The following is a 20,553-nucleotide window of genomic DNA, read 5'->3' as shown; positions in this document are numbered from 1 at the left end:
AAATCACTCGCTCGTGACACCCGCTCTGCGGTGTCACGCATGCCCCCGGCGCTCTGCGCCACGTGCCACGATGGACGGAGTAACGAGCAAGGCCACGCGACCTATTCTGGTCACGCCTGCCCCACCTCCCTCCGGCACCTCGGCAAGACGCGGTTCAGTCTTTAGAATAAAAAATCTTAAAACCGCGCCCACTCCGACGCCTATTGATGACTTCAGGAGCAATCCCGAGTGACGACCGAGCCTGATCGCAACGAGGCGCGGTTTTAACGCTCCTCGGATTTGATGAGGTTCCACAGCCGCTCCATCTCCGGGCGCACCGCCTCACTCGGCGTCTGCCCGCCCGCGCGTAAACACACCTCCACCCGCCCGAAGCGCCGCTCGAAGCGGTGGTTCGCCGCCCGCAGTGCCTGCTCGGCATCCACGCCCATGTGTCTGGCCAGGTTGACGCAGGAGAACAGCAGGTCGCCGACCTCGTGGACCCGCTCGGTCGGCTCGGCGTGCGCGCGCAGCGTCTCGCGACACTCCTGCAGCTCTTCGAGCACCTTGTCGAAGACCTCTTCCATCTTGTCCCAATCGAAGCCGACAACCGCCGCGCGTTTTTGCAGCTTCTCGGCCCGAACCAAGGCGGGGAGGGCTTGGGCGACCCCTTCGAGCACGCTCCCGATGGGCCGCTGGCGCTTGCTGGCCCGCTCGGCGGCCTTTTCGCGCTCCCAGTTCGCCCGTGCCGCCTCCTCGTCCTCGAGCTCCGCGTCTCCGAAGACATGCGGATGGCGACGGATCATCTTCTCGCTGATCGACTGCACCACGTCGGGAAAGGCGAAGCTGCCTTGCTCCTCGGCGATCTGCGCGTGATAGACCACCTGAAGCAGCAGGTCGCCCAGCTCTTCGCGCAGCTCCTTCATATCCTCGTTCTCGATCGCTTCGGCGACCTCGTAGGCCTCCTCCAAGGTGAAGGGCAAGATGCTGCGGAAGGTCTGCTCCTGATCCCAGGGACAGCCGTCCTGCGGATCGCGCAGGCGCGCGACGATGGCGATGAGATCGGCAATGGAGTCGTGTCGGTTCATGGTTCCGGGTCGTCGAATGTTGGACGGAGGAGATGGCCGAGGCGACCCGCGGCCGAGCGTGGTGCGCCGTCGGACGGATTCTCAGACGAAGCCATCAAAGGCCAGACCGAGCAGAATCGAGCCGATGCCGCCCCATTTCCAATAGCCGCGCGGAATGCCGATGATCTCGTCGGGTCTGGAGCGGCTCGGGTCCCGCACGATCGCGTAGAGATGCGGTCCGGCCAGGAACCAGGGCAAGAACCCGAACAAGGTCGGCACGGCGAGCCAAAGGGGCACAGGCTCGTTCAGAAAGAGCGCAATGGCCAAGACCGGCCAAGCGAGCAGGTATGCCGCGGTCAACTTGGCGTCGAGCGATTTGCTGGATGTCGTCGCGAAGGTCAGGAGCGCGATGATTCCCCAAGCGGCGACGATCAGGATGAGGACGATACGCATGGTCTGACGCCGAAGGATGATGGTCGCTGCAAGACGCCGGCACGACAACCCGGACTCGGGGTTGTCTGCCCTTGGATTCGGGGATCCGGCCCGAGTCCCGGACTTAAACAATGAGCGGCCCAGCTCGGAAGCGTTCCCCCCGCGACGATGGTAGCGGATGCCCGGTGCAGCGGTCCAGCAACCGCGTCGACCCGGATCCGGCCGAAGCCGAGTCCGCGGTTCTTCCGCCCGTTCGCGCGCCAAGCCGGCTTTGTGTTGAAAGGGTGCTCGATACGCTTGACAACGCCCCTCCGGATCCGGAAGATACGCGGCTCGGTGGTGACGGCAACAGTCGTCCTGCCAACGGTCAATCAGTCCGCAGGCATGCCGGACTGGATAGAGCCTCCACGGATGGAGCGCCATACTTAAGGCGCCCGTAGCTCAGCTGGATAGAGTACCTGGCTACGAACCAGGTGGTCGGAGGTTCGAATCCTTCCGGGCGCGCCATAAATCAAAGGGTTACAGGTTTCTGCCTGTGACCCTTTTTCATTTTCAGCGTTTTCGTTGCCGTCTGGTTGCCGTTCGTCGCCACCTTAGGCTGCCGGCTCCCCGCGATCTCAAGCGAACATCCGCGTCCGACCGCTCGACAGTGCATCCTCTCGGGATCGTCAAGACACCTCACAGAAGCCTTACAAGACGCCTGACAGACCAGAAGATGCCGTGGGGCAACAATTCCCCGGCACCGTCTCTACGCAGCCTACAACGCGCCTGATCGGCCATGCCGGTTCGCATGCCGAAACGGCAACCAGCTAGGTGTGGAGAGGAGGGGGTTCCGGCTGGACGCAAAGGGTGCCAAAACGGCGCAATGGAACAGCAGCGGCAACCAAGTTCAACTGCTGACCTAGGCCAAGGCTTCGATCGATGGTCCGAAGGTCTCAAGCACCGGAGCACTTGGAAAACCCGATGCAGGCATGCGTGGAAAAAAGTTGGGGCGCTCAAGCACCCCATAATTGGTCTCAACCGCAACCTTGCAAGGCTGCGAAGAAGACGAGTGCCTCGCTCAATCGAATCTCAAGGCTCGTTGATCAAGCGTCTGCTGATGTAGCGGTTGCATCAGCATCAGCATCAGCATTTGGCACCGTCGGCGGATCCGCTTTTGCGAAAAACTCCTCAACCGCCGAGTCCATGGCGTTGCCCGACTTCCGACGCTTTCTCGGCAATACCTGCGCGAGAAGTTGAAGTAGCCGAGCCATCTCTTCAGGATCGCCGTCCTTGAAACGATCTTTGATTTCCGCTGCAAGACGTTTGCGGAGATTATTGGCGGCCTGAATCACATCCTCATCGGTTACTGTTGTTCCTGTCTTTTCGCTGAAGTGAGCTGCGAATTTGTCAGGCGTGTAATCGCGATAATGCTCTAGGATTAGCTTGTGATCCTCTTCGTCCAACATGGGCTTTTTTGCCATAATCTGATTCTCATAAGTTAATGTAAAGTTACTTCGTCCTTGGGATAGGATTCCTTGGAAAACAACAAATGCATCGGGCTCGTGACGTAAAGGTCACGGCTCTATCGAACAGCAGTGTAGGGGATAAATGAACTGAAATTTGAAATTCCCCGGCTACCGTCGACAAGATCGTCGCAGGGAAGCGATTCAATGTCAAGCCTCGCATACGAGATTTTGGCGGGTTTCAATCGCGAAACCGCAATCGTGCATGGCAGGCGAGGTGACCTCTTTAATTGCCTTTCTTACTTGATTGTTTAATTGGTCGTTTAATTGAAGCCCTTAATTGTATTCTTTAGTTGGTTCTCTTAAATGACCGTTCAACTGCATGTTGCTTTCAATGGGAGGAACGCCGGTACGCACACCGGAATCACTGCATCGGCATCGACCGAGTGCTCGAAGGCACAGCTCGCACCTGGATTCCAGAAGCCGTCGCCGGCAGGGCAAGAAGCCACCGTCGACAATGACCGATAACCCCTCCGGATCAAAGTTGACCGCTTTGCTCAATCTCCGGCCATCCACGTTGGTATCTCTGGCGGTGATCCCGACGTCGCTCAGAGTCTCCTCCAGGGCGACCAGAGTGGCCCCGGCCATCACGGACACCCTCTCACCTTGACCAAGAACCTTCCCGGAGCGACCAGCGTACTGCGCCAATGTCGTCTCTCCGACTTTTTCCGGATACCTGAGCCATGCGCGCTGTAGGAGGCCGAGCGCTTCAACGTCTCGACTCGAATCTTGACCAGAACACCGCAGTCCGGGCCAAGGGCCGTGGCGAAGACCGCGATCCGTCGTAGGGCAGACTCTTCAGTAGCCTGGTTGATAAGGTCCATTCCGTTGCGGGAACTGGCCTCGCTGTTGACCAGCCAAATCGGCGTGGAGAGGTTAGGCACCGGAGCAAGAGCTGCTTAACTTCCATGGTCGGCTGCAAGCCTGGAAACCACTGTCCGACAGAATCCCTTCCAGATCACCCGACCGGGATAATCCCGATCCGCAGTCGTCAGCCTCATCGACAGGCAGATTTCACAAGTCCAACAGCCTCGATCCGGAGTCCCCGCTTGCGGTAGGTCAGTTTCTCGACCTGCTGCACACTTTGAACGTTGACAGGGACGTATCTTGTCCTAAGCTGTAGCGATGCGGCCCTAATGCTGCTCGTCAGCAGGGCTCGACCGTCGATCATGAGGCATCGACGAAGGACATCCGGTTTCGGCAACTCCCGTTGGGAACAGCCGACCCGGACATCGCGTGGTGTAGTGGGTGTACAGGATGCACAAGGAACCAGAACCGTGGGCCGAATCGCGCAGTCTCCAGTTTTCCGAGCCTTACTCCAGGTCGCAACGACCTGTCGTCCGTCTTACGGGCGATCTGATTTTTCGTCCGATCCATCCAAGCACAAGCCTGAGGATTCGCACGATAGCCACTATCTGTGGCTTCGTGGCATTACGCCTTTGAGCAATTTCGATCAGTTCATCACACAGAAGAAGCACTCCGCAAGATTCGACCTTGCCACGTGCTGTCAAAGCGTGAGCCTAGGATTACTAAGGCGACGTTCCAAAACTAATCAGCGGAAGGAGCCACAGTATCCGAATAAAAAGCATCTCAGGGATTGCTACGCTTCGGTGCTAAATAAATTAGCCAGAGAATCTGAGGATTGAGAAAAGGACGTAAATCATGCTTCATAAGCTACATGGCAAAAACTTGTTCTCCACTGCAGCTAACGCTTGGGTAATCAGTGTCGCGGTCAGCGTGATCGGATGCTTCCAACTAAGTTATGTTAACGCAGCGGAAGAGGCAACGAACCCGCTTCAGGAATTGACGCAAATATTTGGTGCTCTTCAGGGATCTGAAGCAAAGGATGGTACTCCTGAAGAACAAGCTCTTCGGTACAACCAACTGAAGAAAGAGTTTGAGGGGGACGATGATATAGTCAGAAAGGTTCTCAATTACTCAACCTTTGGTGAAGACGAAGGCACGGAAGTAGGATTCTGGTATCCGGTTGAAAGAGCAGAATGTTCATATGAAGTAATCAAAAACCCTAGCTTGTCGCCTTTCTTTTCTCCTATCCTCCAGACCGTAAGAGGTCATCCGGATAGCGTAATTCTCAACACTGTAGACCCCCGTAATATCAAAATCGAGACGGTTATGGCGTCCAATATCTACAACTACGATTACCATGAGGTGTACGCCGTTGATCTTGATAAAAAGGGGACGTTCCAATGTCTTGTAAGTCGTTGTGACCGTGATCGCTTGATTCGCGGATGGTCGATGGTGTTCTCAAAATTCTGTTCCGGTTTTCAAAAAGACTTTTGAGCGGCAGATAAATATGAGCTGTTTGACAGTTCAATGTGGCAATCTATAACAAGCAATGACGCGACTCGGCACGTCTGAGAAAGCAAGCGAGCGGTGCGCTTTGGAAAATTACCGAAAGAACTGTGGAGGTCGCACATCATGTAACACGACTCTAAAGATTTTCAGCTATATATAAATCTAGATATCGGACTTCAATAATCTTCGCTTGTTCAATTGAAGTTCGCCGATCGGTTAGTCCTAGACTACGAGGCGTCCAATGTCATATCAACGGTTAAAAAATCGTAACTACATACTGCCTGCCGCTGCTCTATTTATAGCGACGAGTGCCGGGATTGTTCTTCCTGTTTCCGCGACTGAAGTCGCTGAAGTCGATTGCAAAGGGGGTGATCAAGTCTGCCGTCAAAAGACAACGGGGCTTCCATTGCGGGCGTTACCACGAGCGTTGTCCACGATGTATAGCGACCCAGACGAAAACTCTGAAGTTATAGCGTCGAACGTGAAAGCGTTTTGGCCTGTCTATGTTTTTGAACGAAAGGACATCGACTACAGCGATGGAGCGAATCCAAAAGGATGGTATCGCGTCGGACCGATGCAAAACGATCCTCTAGGATGGATGCAAGCGAAGGACGTCTTGGAGTGGAAGCAGTCACTAGTAATTTCATATAAACACCCAGGGAGTGGAGAAGACCGGCGTCAATCCGTCCTCATGTTTAAGACTAAAGAAGATCTCGCGACCGTCGTCGAATCCTCCGAACGCGAAACGATGGTCGCTACTCTTTATGCCAATCTGGAAGGGCAGTCGCCTGCCGTAGATGATCGGCTTATCAGTCGTGAACCTAAAAGATTTGTGGCGATCGAGCAGAAGTTTTACATGCTCCCAGTCATCGACTTTGAGTCAGTCGATCTATTTGATCAGGAAACACGCTACCTGCAATTGGCAGCCGCAGTACCCGTTCAAGCTGGTGATACCCGAAATGCTCGCTCTGAAGAAGGGCAAAGCGATACCCTTCAAGATAGCGCATTTATCGCTGAAACAGGACTGACAGAAACCATTGAAGGAACTTCAGCAAAAGATTTACTTTTCGACGTCAAATTTGTCATGGATATGACCGGAAGTATGGGGCCCTACATTGATCGCACGAAGGAGGCTGTATCTAAAGTGGCCCAAACTGTTGTGCGAGACAATCCAGAAGCCAAAGTTCGATTCGGCCTCGTCGGCTATAGAGATGATCTCAGAATCAATCCCGCACTAGAATTCGTAGCCAAAAATTTTACCAGTGAAATGGTCGAGGCAGACAAGTTTGTAGAGATCATTTCTAATGCAAAAGCAACTGAAGTCTCCAGCGAAGACTACCAAGAAGAAGTATTCGCGGGTGTCAGCGAGGCAATAACGTCTAACTGGAACGAAAACAGTCTTAAATTTGTGGTCTTGGTCGGAGATGCAAGTTCACATCAAGTCGGGCATCCGCAAAATACAACAGGACTGGATGCAAATGAAGTTAGAGCTTCTGCAGACGCCAACAAAGTTTCTGTATTTGCGCTTCATATCCGAGACGAAAGGGCGCAGCCGGATCACGCACTTGCTGAGCACCAGTTCCGCAAACTTGCAACTAATCCAGGGTCTCCTGACGCAGCGTACCTAAGTATTCCAGCCTTCGATCAGGATCAGTTCGAGCTAGGCGTCAAGCAGTTGTCAGACGATTTAGCTGTAGCTGTTGCCAACGTACGAACCGGGAATCTCCCTCAAGTCATGGCGTATACTAAGCCCGACTCTGCAACTTCAAGTAGTTTGAGCGGAAGCGAGTTGGATTCTGATAAAACCGAAACACAAGCGGCAGTTTCGCTGATGACGCAGACGGTTATAGCAAACGCGCTGATCGAATACCTAGGTGCAGCAGCATATCCGCCTCGAGACATAACCGCCTGGATCCTGGATCGTGATCTTTCTGATCCAGAGAACGTTCTTAACACGCCAGTCGAAGTACGCGTATTATTGAAGAAGAGCCAGGTAAACGATTTGATTCGGGCGATGGAAGATATCCTAAAAGCTGTAAAGCGTTCGCAACTGACAGGCATGCAGTTTTTCGACGCACTACAAGGCGTGCTTGCTCAGGCGACCAAGGGAGGAGGCGGATCCATTAACGTCAAGGACGCTCAGCGTCTTTCGGATTCCGGTCTGCTACCAAACTGGATAGCAAGTTTGCCTTACCGCAGTGCCGTTATGGAGATTAATAACGAGACTTATGAAGCACTCGCCGCCGAGGAGCGCGCAAAGCTTGAGTATGAGATAGAAGCGAAGTTAAAGCTTTATCAAGAAATAAATGAGAACACCGATCTATGGGTTGCACTTGATGAACGTGACATCTCCGACGATCATGTCTATCCGTTGCCTCTAAGTGTTCTTCCGTAGGGCTTGCTTAAGCGCGGGTGACACACTTACCCGCGCAACGGACGCCAAACACTGCTGAAGATTTTGTCGGTATTCGTGATAGGGCTTATTCATGGACGTTTACGATAACAACCTGAGACCAAAAGAGAAGTGGACCACCCTTGAAATACACAATACGATAAAGCGACGAGAACAAGGCGGCGTTGTGTTCGAACTTAACATAGGGCGATTTTCGCTCTTTAAAGGAGAGTTTGTAGCAATCGTTGGTGAAAGCGGATGCGGAAAAAGTACGCTCCTTGATCTACTAGCACTTGTTTCGCGCCCGACCGACTGTGAGGTATTCCGCTACCGCGCGCTGGAGTCGGAATCTCACCATGATGTGAAGTTGCTCTGGGATCAGGGTGATGAATCTGGATTAGCACGATTACGACGTTCAGAACTCGGTTATGTGTTGCAAACTGGGGGTTTACTTCCGTTCCTATCTGTACGCCAAAACATCGAGTTAGCTACGCAATTAAATGGAGAGCGCCGAGATGATGACTTGACTAGGTTCGCCAGACAGATGGGGATAGAAAAGGTGCTCGACAAGAAACCTCAATATCTTTCAGGTGGCCAACGGCAGCGTGTCGCGATTCTGAGAGCGTTACATCATCGTCCACGCTTGATTCTTGCTGATGAGCCAACAGCAGCTGTCGATAAGCGCCGCGCGCAGCACATTGTAGAGGACTTCAATCGGTTGGCCCAGAAGACAGATGCGACAGTTGTGATGGTGACTCATGACCGAGCATTGGTAGCACCCTTCGCCCACCGTACCTTTAGCTTCGCAGTCGAGGAAGTCACAAGCACGTTTACCCGCTCAGTCTGTTATCAGGAAGACGGGTTAGCAGATGGGAGCATGCCAAAGTGACCAGACGAAAACAAATGGCGCCTCCAACCGGAACAATTTTTCGGCTCGCGTGGCTCGATTTACGCCATGAATGGATATTGAGCCTCTGTATGGTCTTAGCGATCGCGGCTGTGCTAGGCCCACTGCTGATTTTGATGGGGCTTAAGTATGGCACCATTCAAACTTTACGGGATCGGCTGGTCGAAGATCCGGTCAATCGCGAGATACGGCCTCTTCAGACTGAGCAACTTACACCCAAATGGTTTGCGGAACTCTTAGGCCGTTCAGATGTGGGATTTGCAATACCGACCATTCTACGTGGTTCTTCCATCGCTCGTGTCGACTCACCCAAGAGAAAATCATTAACTATTGACCTGATTCCTACAGCCGATGGAGATCCTCTCCTACTCGAAAATGGTGGGGCAATTCCCGGCAAGGAGCAGTGTGTGCTTAGCTTACCAGCAGCAGAAGAATTGAAGGTAGAAGTTGGGGAACACCTGAGAATGACCGTGTCCAGAACCCGTAACGGCGAACGTGAATTGGAGATGTCTGATCTTGAGGTGATTGCAGTGTTGTCAGCTCGTGCTGATGCCCTACCTAGACTCTACGCGCCACTTGATCTTGTAGAAGATATAGAAGCCTATCGTGAGGGGTTAGCAGTTCCAGCACGGGGGTGGCCGGGCGGTCCAGCGAAACCTTTTACGAGCTTCGACGGAATACGAATCGTGACGGAGCAACCACTTGACGGTCTGACGCTTCGAGGTCTTGGGATTAATACTGGCCTTGTTGATATCGACACATTGGACGCAAGTTCGTTTGCGCTGGCTATGGGCTTCTCGCTCCCGGCCGGAGTAAGCGCTTACGAATTCAGAGCGCGAGGCAATACGATTCAAGACAGCAGTCTTTCAGTGATTAAAAGTAGGCTTCGCGGTAAAGTCTTCGTGCTACTGCCTTTTGCGGATGATCTGGTGCTGGAGTTAGCAGGACATCCTATCACGGCGGTTGGCTTATCGTTATCCGACGATGAGCGGCGTTTCTTGGGACTAGCTGATTTACCTTGGGGGGGGTACCGAAATGAATGGACAGATGCAGAGGTTCGTCAGATTATACTGCCGAATACTTTAACCGAATCCAAGGAAGTTTTAGCCAGTGTGCCGATTCTTAATGGGGAGCGATTAGAGTTTCCTCTTCGTAGTGCCGTGAGCGACGGTTATCGTTTCGCTATTATCCCGACTGAATTAGCAGGGATTCTGAGAACTGGTGTGACGCGTCGGCTCGAATTTAAACCTGACCTAGGCGGGCTAATTCTCGCCAGGTCTGGACACCGGGGTTTTAGGTTATATGCGCGAGGAATTGACGACGTTCCTTCACTTTATCGGTGGTTCATTGATCAGAATATAAGTGTACAAACAATGGCTCAAGAGATCGAGCGAGTTCAAATACTTGATCGCGGGTTGACACGTATATTCTGGTTAGTGGCTGCCGTTGGCATTCTTGGTGGCATGGCGTCTTTGGTTGCTAACCTGTATGCGGCCGTCGAACGAAAGAAAAGAGACATCAGCGTACTACGTCTCATGGGTCTATCCCGCATTCAAGTATTTCGATTTCCTGTTTACCAAGGACAGATCATGGCTGTTATCAGCGTGATGGGTGCCATCGTTGGCTATTTCGTTCTCGCTGGAATTATCAATCATGTATTTTCTGCAGACCTCCAACTGGGACAGAAGATCTGTAGTTTACCTATGTTCTATTTCGCTACAACGCTCCTGATCACAGTCGCAATTGCATTCTTGAGTTCCCTCCTTGCAGCATGGAAGACTACCCAGATCGATCCTGCAGAGGCGCTTCGTGAGGAATGAATCCAATGACGCCCCGAAACCCTCAGAATGTTTCCGAACGGCAACTTCTCTTGATCATATCGATTGCCTTCGGCCTCAGCGTAACGCTTCCAGCCATGGCAACTAATGACTGTCGCGGCGCAGATTGTGCTTACAATCCGGAGCCTGACCGAGACGATGTGATATTTCCGATGCCAGGAAATTACCAGATGGTCTTCCGTGAGCTGAAGATTCCAGGAGATCGTGAGTTCTGGGGAAGCACAGAACGCGTAATAAGATTTGGCGATATTCGGGGGGCTGGGGGCGAAACCGCAATTTTCGAAGGCGTCCAGCGGTTGCCAATTTCCGGGGGCTTTCTGACGTCAGATGGCTGGATCTATCACCTTGGAAAATATGAGGTCACCGTCGGCCAGTACTTGATGGTTGTCGGTAACGGGGATCTCGAAGCTGGGCTAACAATACTCGCTGAACGGAGCGATAACCGACAGCTGCTCGACGAGCTACGTGAAGCAATCACAACGGGACGGGAAGTCAAACGTAACCGCCTGCTTGCTCAACCACTGCGCCTTTTGAGCTGGTATGACTTCGTTGATTTTATTCGACAGTATAACAAGTGGTGTCTAGCGACATCCGCTTGTCGAGAACTACTGCCTCGACTTCCGACGCGACTGGAGGTAGGCAGTCCTGACTCCGAGACACCTGGATTCTTCAGGCTACCCACTGAACTTGAGTGGGAGTTTGCTGCGCGTGGAGGACTTGAGGCGTTACGTAATCAACAGAATGGCGGCTCGTCGTATGAAGACACTCTGCCGTTTCCCCTTAACGAGGCCCCGAGTTATACCTGGGCGAAGAGTAATAGCAAGGGTAAAGGTCCGAATCGTATCGGTTCTCTCCGACCAATCTACGGATTTTATGATACATTTGGTAATGTTCAGGAGTTGACCACTGACCTTTTCCGGGCAGATTTGATTCAAGCGAAAGTTGGTGGACTCACTGCTAGGGGTGGCAGCTTTTTCGACTACGAGCCCACCATGCGTGTGTCGCAGCGAGCCGAAATACCACTTTACCAGCTAAAGGGAAACGATCTGGTAGAAACAAGGTCGCCCACGACCGGGATTCGGCTGGCGATAGGATCTCTAGTTGTGCAGTCCGAGCGATATCGTGACGACCTTGCTTCCCAATATCAGGCATACGTTAAAGGATTCCGGAAGCAGACTGCATCCGGGCTATCGACTGCAGATCCATTTACTCAAGCAGCTGACGTCGGGTTGCAGGAAGCGCAGGCTTTACTTTCTGCGATCCTGGATGCTAACCCAGGCAATACGAATCTTCGTGATCAGCTCAACAAGATAAAGAGCCATCTTCATCTGGCAGACCGCCAGATTACTGAAGGAATCGATGATATTGCTGATAAAATGGTTCGTAATAGTTTAATCGTCTTGAAGACGGCAGGATGGTATGTTGTTCGGAGACATGAAAGTGAGCAGCTTATCAATCAGATCAGGAACATGGAGATTTCGGGACGCACAGCACAAATTGCTAGGCAGCAGGAACGACACGACGAATTTTCAGAGAATTTCCAGCGTAACTTTGAGAATTACGCCGAAACTGTTGAGCAGCTCCAAAGCTATCCTCGGGAAAAGGTCCTGCTTGCAATTGAAAACTTTAGTTATGAGTACTCGCAGGACCGTCCATATCAGGAGGCATGTCGTCTGCTGAAAGATCATGTTGAAGGTGCCTTCAACCCTAGCGCCTGGAAGAATCAGGTTGTATCTACAGCGCTAGGCACAGGCGTGTATCGTTGACAGTAGAGAACGGAGACATTCACAGTGAATAACCATGCGTCACGAAAGACTATTTGTCTTAGAAAAGTATTAAACATGTGTGTGGTGACGGTTGTTACTTCTATTCTTGTGATCGGTTGTGTAACAACAGGAGAGAATACAAGTGACGAGGCTGCAACCACCATGCAAGGTGCTATCGGAGGGGCTGTCCTTGGAACCTTGGCAGGCGCGTTAGCTTGTAAAGGCAATGATCGAACGAAATGCATGGTGATTGGGGCCGCTGCCGGAGCCGCTGCTGGAGGTGTTTTTGGTAACGTTATTGCCCAGCGAAAAAAGAGCTATGCGAGCAAAGAAGAAGCGCTTGCCGGTGAAATAGCGTGGAACCAGAAGTTCACCAAAGAGGTACATGCGGTTAACAAAACATTGCAGACAAAGATTGATAATCGTCGTAAAGAGATTACAGCGGTACAAAAACAAAAGGTGTCTTTGTCCCAAAGGCAAACATCCTTAGAAAAACAATCAAAAGCACTTGATCAAGATATAGCCGCGGCGAATCAACAGATCGTTGCTGTCGATGCACAACTGCGTGAATCTCGCTCAAGGCAAAAGCAGTACGGAACGAACGCACAACTGAATGCAGAGTTAGCAAAGCTAGAGAATGAACGGAACTTATTGAATTCGAAGATTTCCACGTTGAATGCGATGAACAATTCACTGGGAGTCTAAAATGCGAATTGTTACAATCTTGATCAGTGGTGCTTTGCTAGTGGGTTGCTGCACGAATGTGACACAAGATCCATCTCAAGGTGGTCTTGCTGGTGGCGTTTGTGGCCTCACAACAGGTGCCTACGACCAGCGTATTGACGAACGAGAAGCGCGCTTGGCTCAGGTACAGGGGGAGCGATATGTAGCGGTTCAGCGACAAGAAGATTTGAAGGTAAACGATGCACAGTCGCGACGCGAATTGAGCAATATGAAGAGCCAGGTGTCACGGCTTCAAGGACAAATAAGCTCCGTCACTGTGAGCACTACGAATAAAAAAGGGCAGAAGGCCGAGTTATCGCAGCGTGCTAATAACTTACAGGCAGAATTAAATAGGCTGCAAGGGCAACCACCGGTTAGTCAAGATTATGAGCGACGGAAAGCTGAACTTGAGGACGAGATCGCGAATCTCTGGACCATTGTTAACACGCTATAGCTGACGGGTCCTCATCGGAAGATTTTCTTCGTCGGTTTCTTTGGAGTTTCGATCTTTGCGAGTCGTTGTCAACATAGCTTCTTCTAAGAAGCGGAGCGAACGTCTTAATGTCGCTTTGTTCCTTGGACTCTTCTTAACCGCAAACACAGTGGGTTGTAGTCGCGATTATGGTCTGATCATGGCGCCAAACCGATATCAACAACAGATTGTTCACAAGGAACAAGTTGTGACCCCGGTTGAGATTGCGGCTCGCCTTAGTGCCGCTGGATACTGGAACGAAGAGATCGCTATGCCAACCTGGTCTTTGCTCGAAGCCCCGTTGAAACACTTTCAACGAGATGCAGGACTTCCCATAACCGGAATGTTAGACCCTCTTAGTTGGGATCGATTAAAAGAGGTTAAGCCATTCAAATCATCAACAGCGAAGCCACCAATCAACAAACCTTCTCCAGAAACACACACCGAGGAAGTTCCCCTAAACATCAGTCGGTCGTGGCCAGAAGATCAACAACGAAGCGTCAGCACTGCAACTGAGAAGCTTCTTCCGCATGATTTTTCGGCCTACCCCAATCATATCAATTGGGTCGAGGGTGAAACTATTTGGGTCGTCGAAAAGCACGAGTGCAAAAGCGCACATGAAAGCTGGCAGACAGTGTATCAGGGTAAGCTATCACGGCAAGCAGACAACCGGATCAGCGTTATTCTGAAACGGCGCTATGGTGTCTGGTTTGATGACCGTCTATCAGGTGTGTCGGAAGATGCTTGGTGGTGCATTCCAAGAAAGCGTCTCTGTTCAGAAGTGATCGATTTCGGCGAATGGGGTGGTAGCTTTAAGCCGGGCGATATGGCCGTTTTTCCTGCTACCCGGTCACTTCCTGGAAACTACGATCTGGGGACTCTAATCGAACATGAATTTCAAATACAGTGTGAAGAGAATCTAAACCATGCTACAGCAACAGAATCTGCATTCCATCCCGATTTACAGAATACAATCGCTAACGTCATCAAACAAAATCACTACACGAGACCAACCATAAAAGATATCGAGCACTGTTGCGCTAACCCTGTCGTATTGAATCGCTACCTTAAGGCATTGGACTCTTACTCCAGATTTATAACCGATCGAACTTTCGGTGACTCGCAATCAACTATTGGTGAGATTATCGGGCTTGGCATCTTAATCTTACCTTATGAGCACCGACTGCTTGGTGTCCCTTTTGAGGGAGGGCCGGCTTTCATTGCTGGTTTTACTGAACCAGCGCTGATTTCTGCAATTAGCGGGGTCAGCGTTACCGAACGCGCCTTAAACTCCTTAACATTTCTAACAGATTTGAAACCTGGTAGTGATGTACTAATTTCAGTGACAAGAGGTACTGAAGCGACAACTTACAGTATCAGGGTAGCACATTTTCAGAAGCAGGCGATCTCGTATCACGAAGAGGCGAACCATACATCGATTCGGGTCACTATTTTTGATGAAGCAAGCGAGATGAACTTTAGAGAATTTCTTAGAAAAGCAAATTCACGCAGATATCCCCTAACAATAGATTTGCGGTTTTGCTCAGGCGGCAGTCTTTACTCTTCAGTGGATTTCGCTTCCCTGCTACTACCCAGCGGTCTTTCTGTAGCTACGCTATCCTCTCGTGGTGCACCACCAGAAACTCTAGTTACACTGTCTGGAAATACCGAAATATCTATACCTATACAAGTGTGGACTAGTCAGATCACAGCGAGTGCTGCCGAAATATTTATACGGGCTCTCGCCCGTCACAAACCGGAGACGTTATTCATAGGTTCACCGACCGCTGGGAAGTGTCTAGCTCAAGGTACGTTCGCTATCGCAGGAGAAGGTGAGCTTTCTCTTTCTGTATATCAACTACAAGATGCAAGTGGTACCAACTGTGAAAAACAGCCGTTTGTACCTCAAAGACTTGTGAAATCCAGCGAAATATTTAACTCGAAAGCCTATCGTACAGCAGGTGGTCTGTAAAAAGTATGGAGCCATAACCCATGAAACCATGAGCATTCAAAGTGATCACATTCCTGGCTAGCATCTTATTTAAGATTAATGCGTTATGACGCTCCAAAAAATTAGCGAGGGGTTACGAGATCATGCGCGGGCGCATCCCGCCCCCCTCTAATTTTCTGCCCCAACGATAACTCAGTCGGCTAGCTCCATAGGGAACTGCCATAATGGCCGAAGTCGAGTAACTCGGCATCCTATTCTGTAATCTGTTATACGCCTCACGTATAAATCGTGCGTCACGACAAAAGACTAAGCCGCACTAACTTAAAATACTTCGTTGTTTGACTTGTTTTGTTCTCTGCAAGCATGCCCGGTTTCGGGGACTGGTTGGTCTGCGGCGTCAGCACTCAAGTGTATCAATCTATGGCGGCATTTGAGGACCGGATCTTGGCAGTCCAGAATGCTTATATATAAGTCCACGAGAGTCAAATAGATTTCTTCTCTGTGAGGGATTAATAACAAAAGGTTATCATTCCTCCGTGAGTGGAATCGCCTCGTTATCACCTATGCCGGTGGATGAGCGTGGTGGTTTTTTGGGGAAGTCATTGCAGATGCAATTACAGGAGCAGTCCATGATCGCGAAAGTTGGTGTGTTGGTGTTTTTAAGCATAATGCTCACAGGATGTGAGATCGAACTGGATGCGGATCTGTATGTGACGGACATTGAGATTGTTCATGAACAACCTCAGGCATTCCAGGCTCAACTGGCAATCGAGGTACCGACATGTAAAAGTGAGAAGATTGCGGATATTGGCCCTAAAGTGTTAGCGCTATTTGATGCGAACTCTAACGCGACTATCGCCGGTTGTAATAATAAGGGGATGACCTCGTTGTTAGGGGTTGTCTTCGAGGGAGAACTTACCAGCGGTGAACCCACGCGTGATCTTACGATCGTGCGTGTGCAAACGGATGAGAACACAGCAGTATTGAAGCCGGTGTTGAATCCAAAGTTTATGCAGCGTGTCAACGCACTACTTCAAGAAAATATGCAGTCGCTCTCGTTCAAGAGTACAACTATGACAGTCACGCTCCATAACGATCGTAGCGACCCGGTTAGCTACGTGGTGCCGGAGGGTTGGATTGATGATCAACCCGTGCAGGGTGGCTTTGGCGAGCTGGAGCGCCGTCAGAAAGTCAAGGTGAGGGGTTCGAATGTGCTCTCCGCGCTGTTACTCGACGGTAGCAGGCCGACCATTATGCGCCTAGGTACAAGCAAGTAAGCAATAATTGGAGGCCGCAGCAGTGGCCTCCTTGCTCTCTGATTCGAAGTGTATCTATCTGGAAATGTCGGATTCAAGTTCTGTTCAACTGCCCAAGGCTAGGCACCCCATGCCTATCTTCATGTTGCGCATCTCCTTAACTCGACTTTGGCCATTTTACCTGGCTAGCAACTCATATTATATCAATTCGTTATGATGCTCCAAAAAATTAACGAGGGGTAATGATCGGGCGCGAGGGCATCCTGCCCCTCTCTAATTTTCTGCCCCAACGATAACTCAGTCGGCTAGCTCCATGGGGAACTGCCATAATGGTCAAAGTCGAGGATAACAGGAATGAAGAATTATCTATTACTGGCGAGTATGGTTCTCACTGGCACTGCAGTTGGTGCTACCCCGCCATCGATGCCAGAAGCATTCCGTGGGGTTTACGCATACTCTGAAGAACAATGCAGGGAGATTCGAACGCTCGGGTGGGATTTTCTCTACGAGATTGATCCTACTGGAATCAGTTCGATAGAATTGAGATGCTCGCTGAAGTCGATCGATTCAAGTTCTAGCAACAAACTGCGGGGTTTCTTCGAGTGTTATGGGGAAGGAGAAGAATGGACGCAGGAATACATTTTGACGAATACACCGGACGGCCGACTCACCGGGCTTCAGGAAGATCAGGAGGTCGTACGCTGTGACTGAATGTTCGACCGTAACCCTCTTGTCTTTCCTGGTGGTCATTTGCACGGCTTTGCACAGGGCTGCCGGTCTGCTCTGCGGGACGTTTCAGGTTCCCCGGTGTTTGGACCTTTAGAAGAATGCGCTGGCATTGAACCAGTCGAATACGACTTGGACTAATAGCATTAAGATGTATTTCTGTTGAGATACGGAGCGCGGAATTACTGGTATCCGTTCCTCGGTCCTTGGGGTTGTAGGATATAGGACGGTCAATTCGATTTTCGACTTCTGCCGCGAATGTCAGCGACTACTTGGTCTTGTCTCGTTTCGGATTGTAGTGGGTCCAGATTGCATCCTGCTTCAAGAAAGGCTGGAAGTTGGCACGTTTACTAAGCGGAGTCCAAATACTCATGTTCAGAAAAATGGATTCAACGATAAAGCTGGTGTTAGTGTCTTCCGAAAGCCGGTCAATGTCGACATGGAACCGGGCGATTATCGCCTCGTTTGTTCCGATTGCTCTTATTGGTTACGTAACAACGCTTCCAATGGCAACGGAGTCGATCCTGATGTCAGGGAGTCCGGCCGCCGGGCACTGAAGCGGCCGATACGATTCTACTGATAGAAATCCATCGTGAGGGGCGTAATCTTAGAAGTACTTAAACGAAGATAATTGAATATAGTTTCTTTTCTTAGCTTGGCTATCATACTTCTGTCTGTTGTTTGGGTTATTAGGTGATGCATCGGTTTCACATTTGAACTCAACGCGAGTTTAATAAAAATCATGATCGCCTTAACGAGGTAAATTTACAATGAAGAAAAACATACTTACTGTCGCAGTCGTTCTTGCAATGTCAACCGCAGGATCTGTCTCATGTGCTAACGAAGTTGATGAGTTCTCTGAATTTTCTGACCCAGTAGAAGCGGCATTGTATAGCGCTGAGGGGGAATCTCGGTCACATATGCAGGATGAGGGAAATTGTCAATCACGACTGCCTGGTGCAAACGGTGCCTGGGCTACAGAAAATGGCATGGCGTTGTTCATAAGCCCGTCCAAGTCCGAGTCCGGGGCTTGGTGACGGATGTGCGGGGATTTGGCAGGACCCTCGAAATTTCATACCCTTGGAAGTGCAAACTCACCGAGGGTTCGAAAAGATGTTCGAAGATCCTGCCGAGAGTGACTTTAGACCAAGCGCGGGTGCTGCGCTACCCGGACGTTCGAGACCGGGCCGGAGCATCGGCTCATGACGCGACGCACACGCTTGGAGCAAGCCGAGCACATCGCGGCGGCCGAAGCACGGCTGGCGGCGGGGGAGACGCAACGCGCCGTGGCCACCGAGATGGGTATTGCGCGCAGCACCTTGCGCGACTGGTGCGGGGAGGTTCCGCGCGGGGATCCGCCGACGGGCTTGACGGCCTTCGCACGCACCCCGGAGGGGATCGATTGGCTGCATCGGCTGGTGTTGGCGGCGCATTTCAGCATCACCTTGCGGGCGGCGGGCGGCACCCGGCTGGTGAGTGAATTCCTGGAGCTGAGCGGGCTGTCGGCCTTCGTCGGGGTCAGCGACGGCGCGCAGCACGCGCTCAATGTCGACTTGGAAACGGCCGTGGTCGCGGTGGCCGCGGAGCAGCGTACGGCGCTCGCCGAGGGCATGCCGGTGCGTCAGGTGACGGTGTGCGAGGACGAAACCTTTCATCCGGGGATCTGCCTGGTGGCCATCGAGCCGGAGTCGAACCTCATTGTGCTGGAGCAATACGCCGCGGATCGCACCGCGGCGACCTGGACCGCCGCGCTTCAGGACGCCTGCACGGGGCTCGCCGTGGAGGTGATCCAGAGCACCGCCGACGAGGCCAAGGCGCTGCGTCGCCATGCCGAGACGGACCTCCGTGCGCAGCATTCCCGGACCTCTTTCACGGCCAACACGAGGTCTCCAAAGCCACGTCCTTGGCGCTGGCGCGCGACGTGCGCCGCGCTGAAGCCGGCGTGGCGGCCGCGCAGAAGCACTGGGAGGCCGAGCGCGCGGCGCAGCAGGCGTTCGAGGCGCGCGTGCCGCGCCCGCTCGGGCGTCCACCGGCCTTCGAGACCCGCATTGGCGCCGCCCTGAGCGCGCTGGTCGCCGTCGAAGCCGAACGCGACCGCGCACGGGAGCGGCAGAGCGAGGCGCGCGCATTGATCCGCGAGCTCGGCGTGCTGTTGTATCACCCGTATGATCCGGTGGATGGACAGACGCAGCCGGTGGAGCGCGTGGCGGCGCGCTTCACCGACGTCTGGACGCGCCTGAAGGGATTGGCCGAGGCCGCCGAGCTGCCCGAGCGCGCTCGCGAACGCCTCGCCAAGGCCGAGCGCCTGACCGTGCAGTGGCTCGCCACGCTCGCGTTCTTCTTCGCCACCGTGACCGCCAGGGTCGAGGCCCTCGCGCTATCCCCGGAGCTGGAAGCGGCGGTCCTCGAGCAGCTCATCCCCGGCATCTACCTCGAGCGCGTCGCCGCCCGCAGCACCGCGGCCGAGACCCGACACCGCGTGCAGGCGGCGAGTACCGCGTTGCTCGACGTCCTGCGGCGCGCCGATCATCCGCTGCAGCGTCTCGCGCCCGAGGACAGCGCTCGGGTCGAACAGGTCGCCGGCGCTTGCGCCGATCTGTTCCAACGCAGCAGCTCCTGTGTGGAAGGACGCAACGGCCAACTGTCGCTGCATCATCACGGGCGTCATCGCTTGAGCGACCGCAGGCTCGCCGCGCTCACCGCCGTGCACAACTTCCACATCCGCCGTCCCGACGGCACGACCGCCGCCGAGCGCTTCTTCGGGCGGACACATCCCGCACTGTTCGAGGAGCTTCTCCTGCGTGTGCCCTGCCGCCGCGACCCCGACGCCGACGGCCACGCCCGCCGAAACTACCCTATCTGATGCCGGTCGCGGCCTGATGGCGGTGGCCGGGATAATGAACAAGGCCGGATTGTGCAAAGTATGCAACCGCTGCGGTAAAGACATTCCTTGAGAAAGAGCCTAAGTTTGCGAATGCGATTTTGAAGAATAAGACTCATTCTAAACATGAGGTTCAGTATTCTGATCGTGACTTTTGGGGTGATTCGAAGAATGGGTTTGGATGTATCATTGGGATTCAAACCCATCTTAAGAACGCTTCTGATCCGTATACCACGCTTAAGTATTTGGTGTATTACACTCCTGTTGATGGAACGATAATCTCCATCAATGAGTTTTCTTATACGGCGATGGACGGGATTTAAAAGGATTACCCGATGACGGGGC

At 52.4% G+C, this 20,553-nt stretch carries 15 protein-coding genes and 1 tRNA gene; 13 read left to right on the top strand and 3 right to left on the bottom strand.

Annotated features, from left to right (window positions below):
* Positions 1 to 263: 263 nt before the first annotated feature.
* Both mazG and KFB96_RS07445 read right to left on the bottom strand, forming a co-directional pair.
* Complete coding sequence (gene mazG / locus KFB96_RS07450) at positions 264 to 1,064, bottom strand: nucleoside triphosphate pyrophosphohydrolase (RefSeq protein ID WP_213462690.1); 801 nt, start codon at positions 1,062 to 1,064, stop codon at positions 264 to 266.
* A gap of 81 nt (positions 1,065 to 1,145) precedes the next feature.
* On the bottom strand, positions 1,146 to 1,496 hold the full coding sequence (locus KFB96_RS07445; protein WP_213462692.1) for a hypothetical protein: 351 nt from the start codon (positions 1,494 to 1,496) through the stop codon (positions 1,146 to 1,148).
* 409 nt (positions 1,497 to 1,905) lie between these two features.
* Here KFB96_RS07445 and KFB96_RS07440 point away from each other — a divergent pair.
* Positions 1,906 to 1,982: transfer RNA gene (locus tag KFB96_RS07440), tRNA-Arg, on the top strand.
* A gap of 578 nt (positions 1,983 to 2,560) precedes the next feature.
* Here KFB96_RS07440 and KFB96_RS07435 read toward each other — a convergent pair.
* The gene (locus KFB96_RS07435) at positions 2,561 to 2,938 is read right to left on the bottom strand and encodes a hypothetical protein (protein ID WP_213462693.1); all 378 of its coding nucleotides are present in this window, start codon (positions 2,936 to 2,938) and stop codon (positions 2,561 to 2,563) included.
* 1,704 nt (positions 2,939 to 4,642) lie between these two features.
* Between KFB96_RS07435 and KFB96_RS07430 the strand changes: the two genes are divergently transcribed.
* From KFB96_RS07430 to KFB96_RS27470, 12 genes are all read left to right on the top strand, one after another.
* Entirely contained in the window at positions 4,643 to 5,281 is a 639-nt protein-coding gene (locus KFB96_RS07430; RefSeq protein ID WP_213462694.1) for a hypothetical protein, read from the top strand.
* Positions 5,282 to 5,537: 256 nt separating this feature from the next.
* Complete coding sequence (locus KFB96_RS07425) at positions 5,538 to 7,691, top strand: vWA domain-containing protein (protein ID WP_213462695.1); 2,154 nt, start codon at positions 5,538 to 5,540, stop codon at positions 7,689 to 7,691.
* Positions 7,692 to 7,782: 91 nt separating this feature from the next.
* Positions 7,783 to 8,577: an ABC transporter ATP-binding protein gene (locus KFB96_RS07420; RefSeq protein WP_213462696.1), complete on the top strand. Its 795-nt coding sequence runs from the start codon at positions 7,783 to 7,785 to the stop codon at positions 8,575 to 8,577.
* Complete coding sequence (locus tag KFB96_RS07415; RefSeq protein ID WP_213462697.1) at positions 8,574 to 10,415, top strand: FtsX-like permease family protein; 1,842 nt, start codon at positions 8,574 to 8,576, stop codon at positions 10,413 to 10,415. Before KFB96_RS07420 ends, KFB96_RS07415 begins: the two co-directional genes overlap by 4 nt.
* Positions 10,412 to 12,199, top strand: coding sequence for an SUMF1/EgtB/PvdO family nonheme iron enzyme (locus KFB96_RS07410; protein WP_213462698.1), 1,788 nt, complete (start codon positions 10,412 to 10,414; stop codon positions 12,197 to 12,199). Before KFB96_RS07415 ends, KFB96_RS07410 begins: the two co-directional genes overlap by 4 nt.
* 24 nt (positions 12,200 to 12,223) lie before the next feature.
* Positions 12,224 to 12,904 carry a glycine zipper 2TM domain-containing protein gene (locus KFB96_RS07405; protein ID WP_213462699.1) on the top strand — a complete coding sequence of 227 codons (681 nt, stop codon included), beginning with the start codon at positions 12,224 to 12,226 and terminating at the stop codon, positions 12,902 to 12,904.
* Between the two features lies 1 nt (position 12,905).
* The gene (locus KFB96_RS07400) at positions 12,906 to 13,376 is read left to right on the top strand and encodes a DUF4201 domain-containing protein (protein WP_213462701.1); all 471 of its coding nucleotides are present in this window, start codon (positions 12,906 to 12,908) and stop codon (positions 13,374 to 13,376) included.
* 55 nt (positions 13,377 to 13,431) lie between these two features.
* The gene (locus KFB96_RS07395; RefSeq protein ID WP_213462703.1) at positions 13,432 to 15,366 is read left to right on the top strand and encodes a S41 family peptidase; all 1,935 of its coding nucleotides are present in this window, start codon (positions 13,432 to 13,434) and stop codon (positions 15,364 to 15,366) included.
* 515 nt (positions 15,367 to 15,881) lie between these two features.
* Positions 15,882 to 16,622, top strand: coding sequence for a hypothetical protein (locus tag KFB96_RS07390; protein WP_213462705.1), 741 nt, complete (start codon positions 15,882 to 15,884; stop codon positions 16,620 to 16,622).
* 333 nt (positions 16,623 to 16,955) lie between these two features.
* The gene (locus KFB96_RS07385; RefSeq protein WP_213462707.1) at positions 16,956 to 17,312 is read left to right on the top strand and encodes a hypothetical protein; all 357 of its coding nucleotides are present in this window, start codon (positions 16,956 to 16,958) and stop codon (positions 17,310 to 17,312) included.
* A gap of 1,217 nt (positions 17,313 to 18,529) precedes the next feature.
* Positions 18,530 to 19,390, top strand: coding sequence for a hypothetical protein (locus KFB96_RS26530; protein WP_300971371.1), 861 nt, complete (start codon positions 18,530 to 18,532; stop codon positions 19,388 to 19,390).
* A complete protein-coding gene (locus KFB96_RS27470) occupies positions 19,333 to 20,190 on the top strand; it encodes a DUF6399 domain-containing protein (RefSeq protein ID WP_367115074.1) in 858 nt (285 codons plus the stop codon). Before KFB96_RS26530 ends, KFB96_RS27470 begins: the two co-directional genes overlap by 58 nt.
* Positions 20,191 to 20,553 lie beyond the last annotated feature (363 nt).

This window comes from Thiocapsa sp., assembly GCF_018399035.1.
Lineage (GTDB): Bacteria > Pseudomonadota > Gammaproteobacteria > Chromatiales > Chromatiaceae > Thiocapsa.
This window is presented reverse-complemented; position numbering and strand designations above follow the sequence as displayed.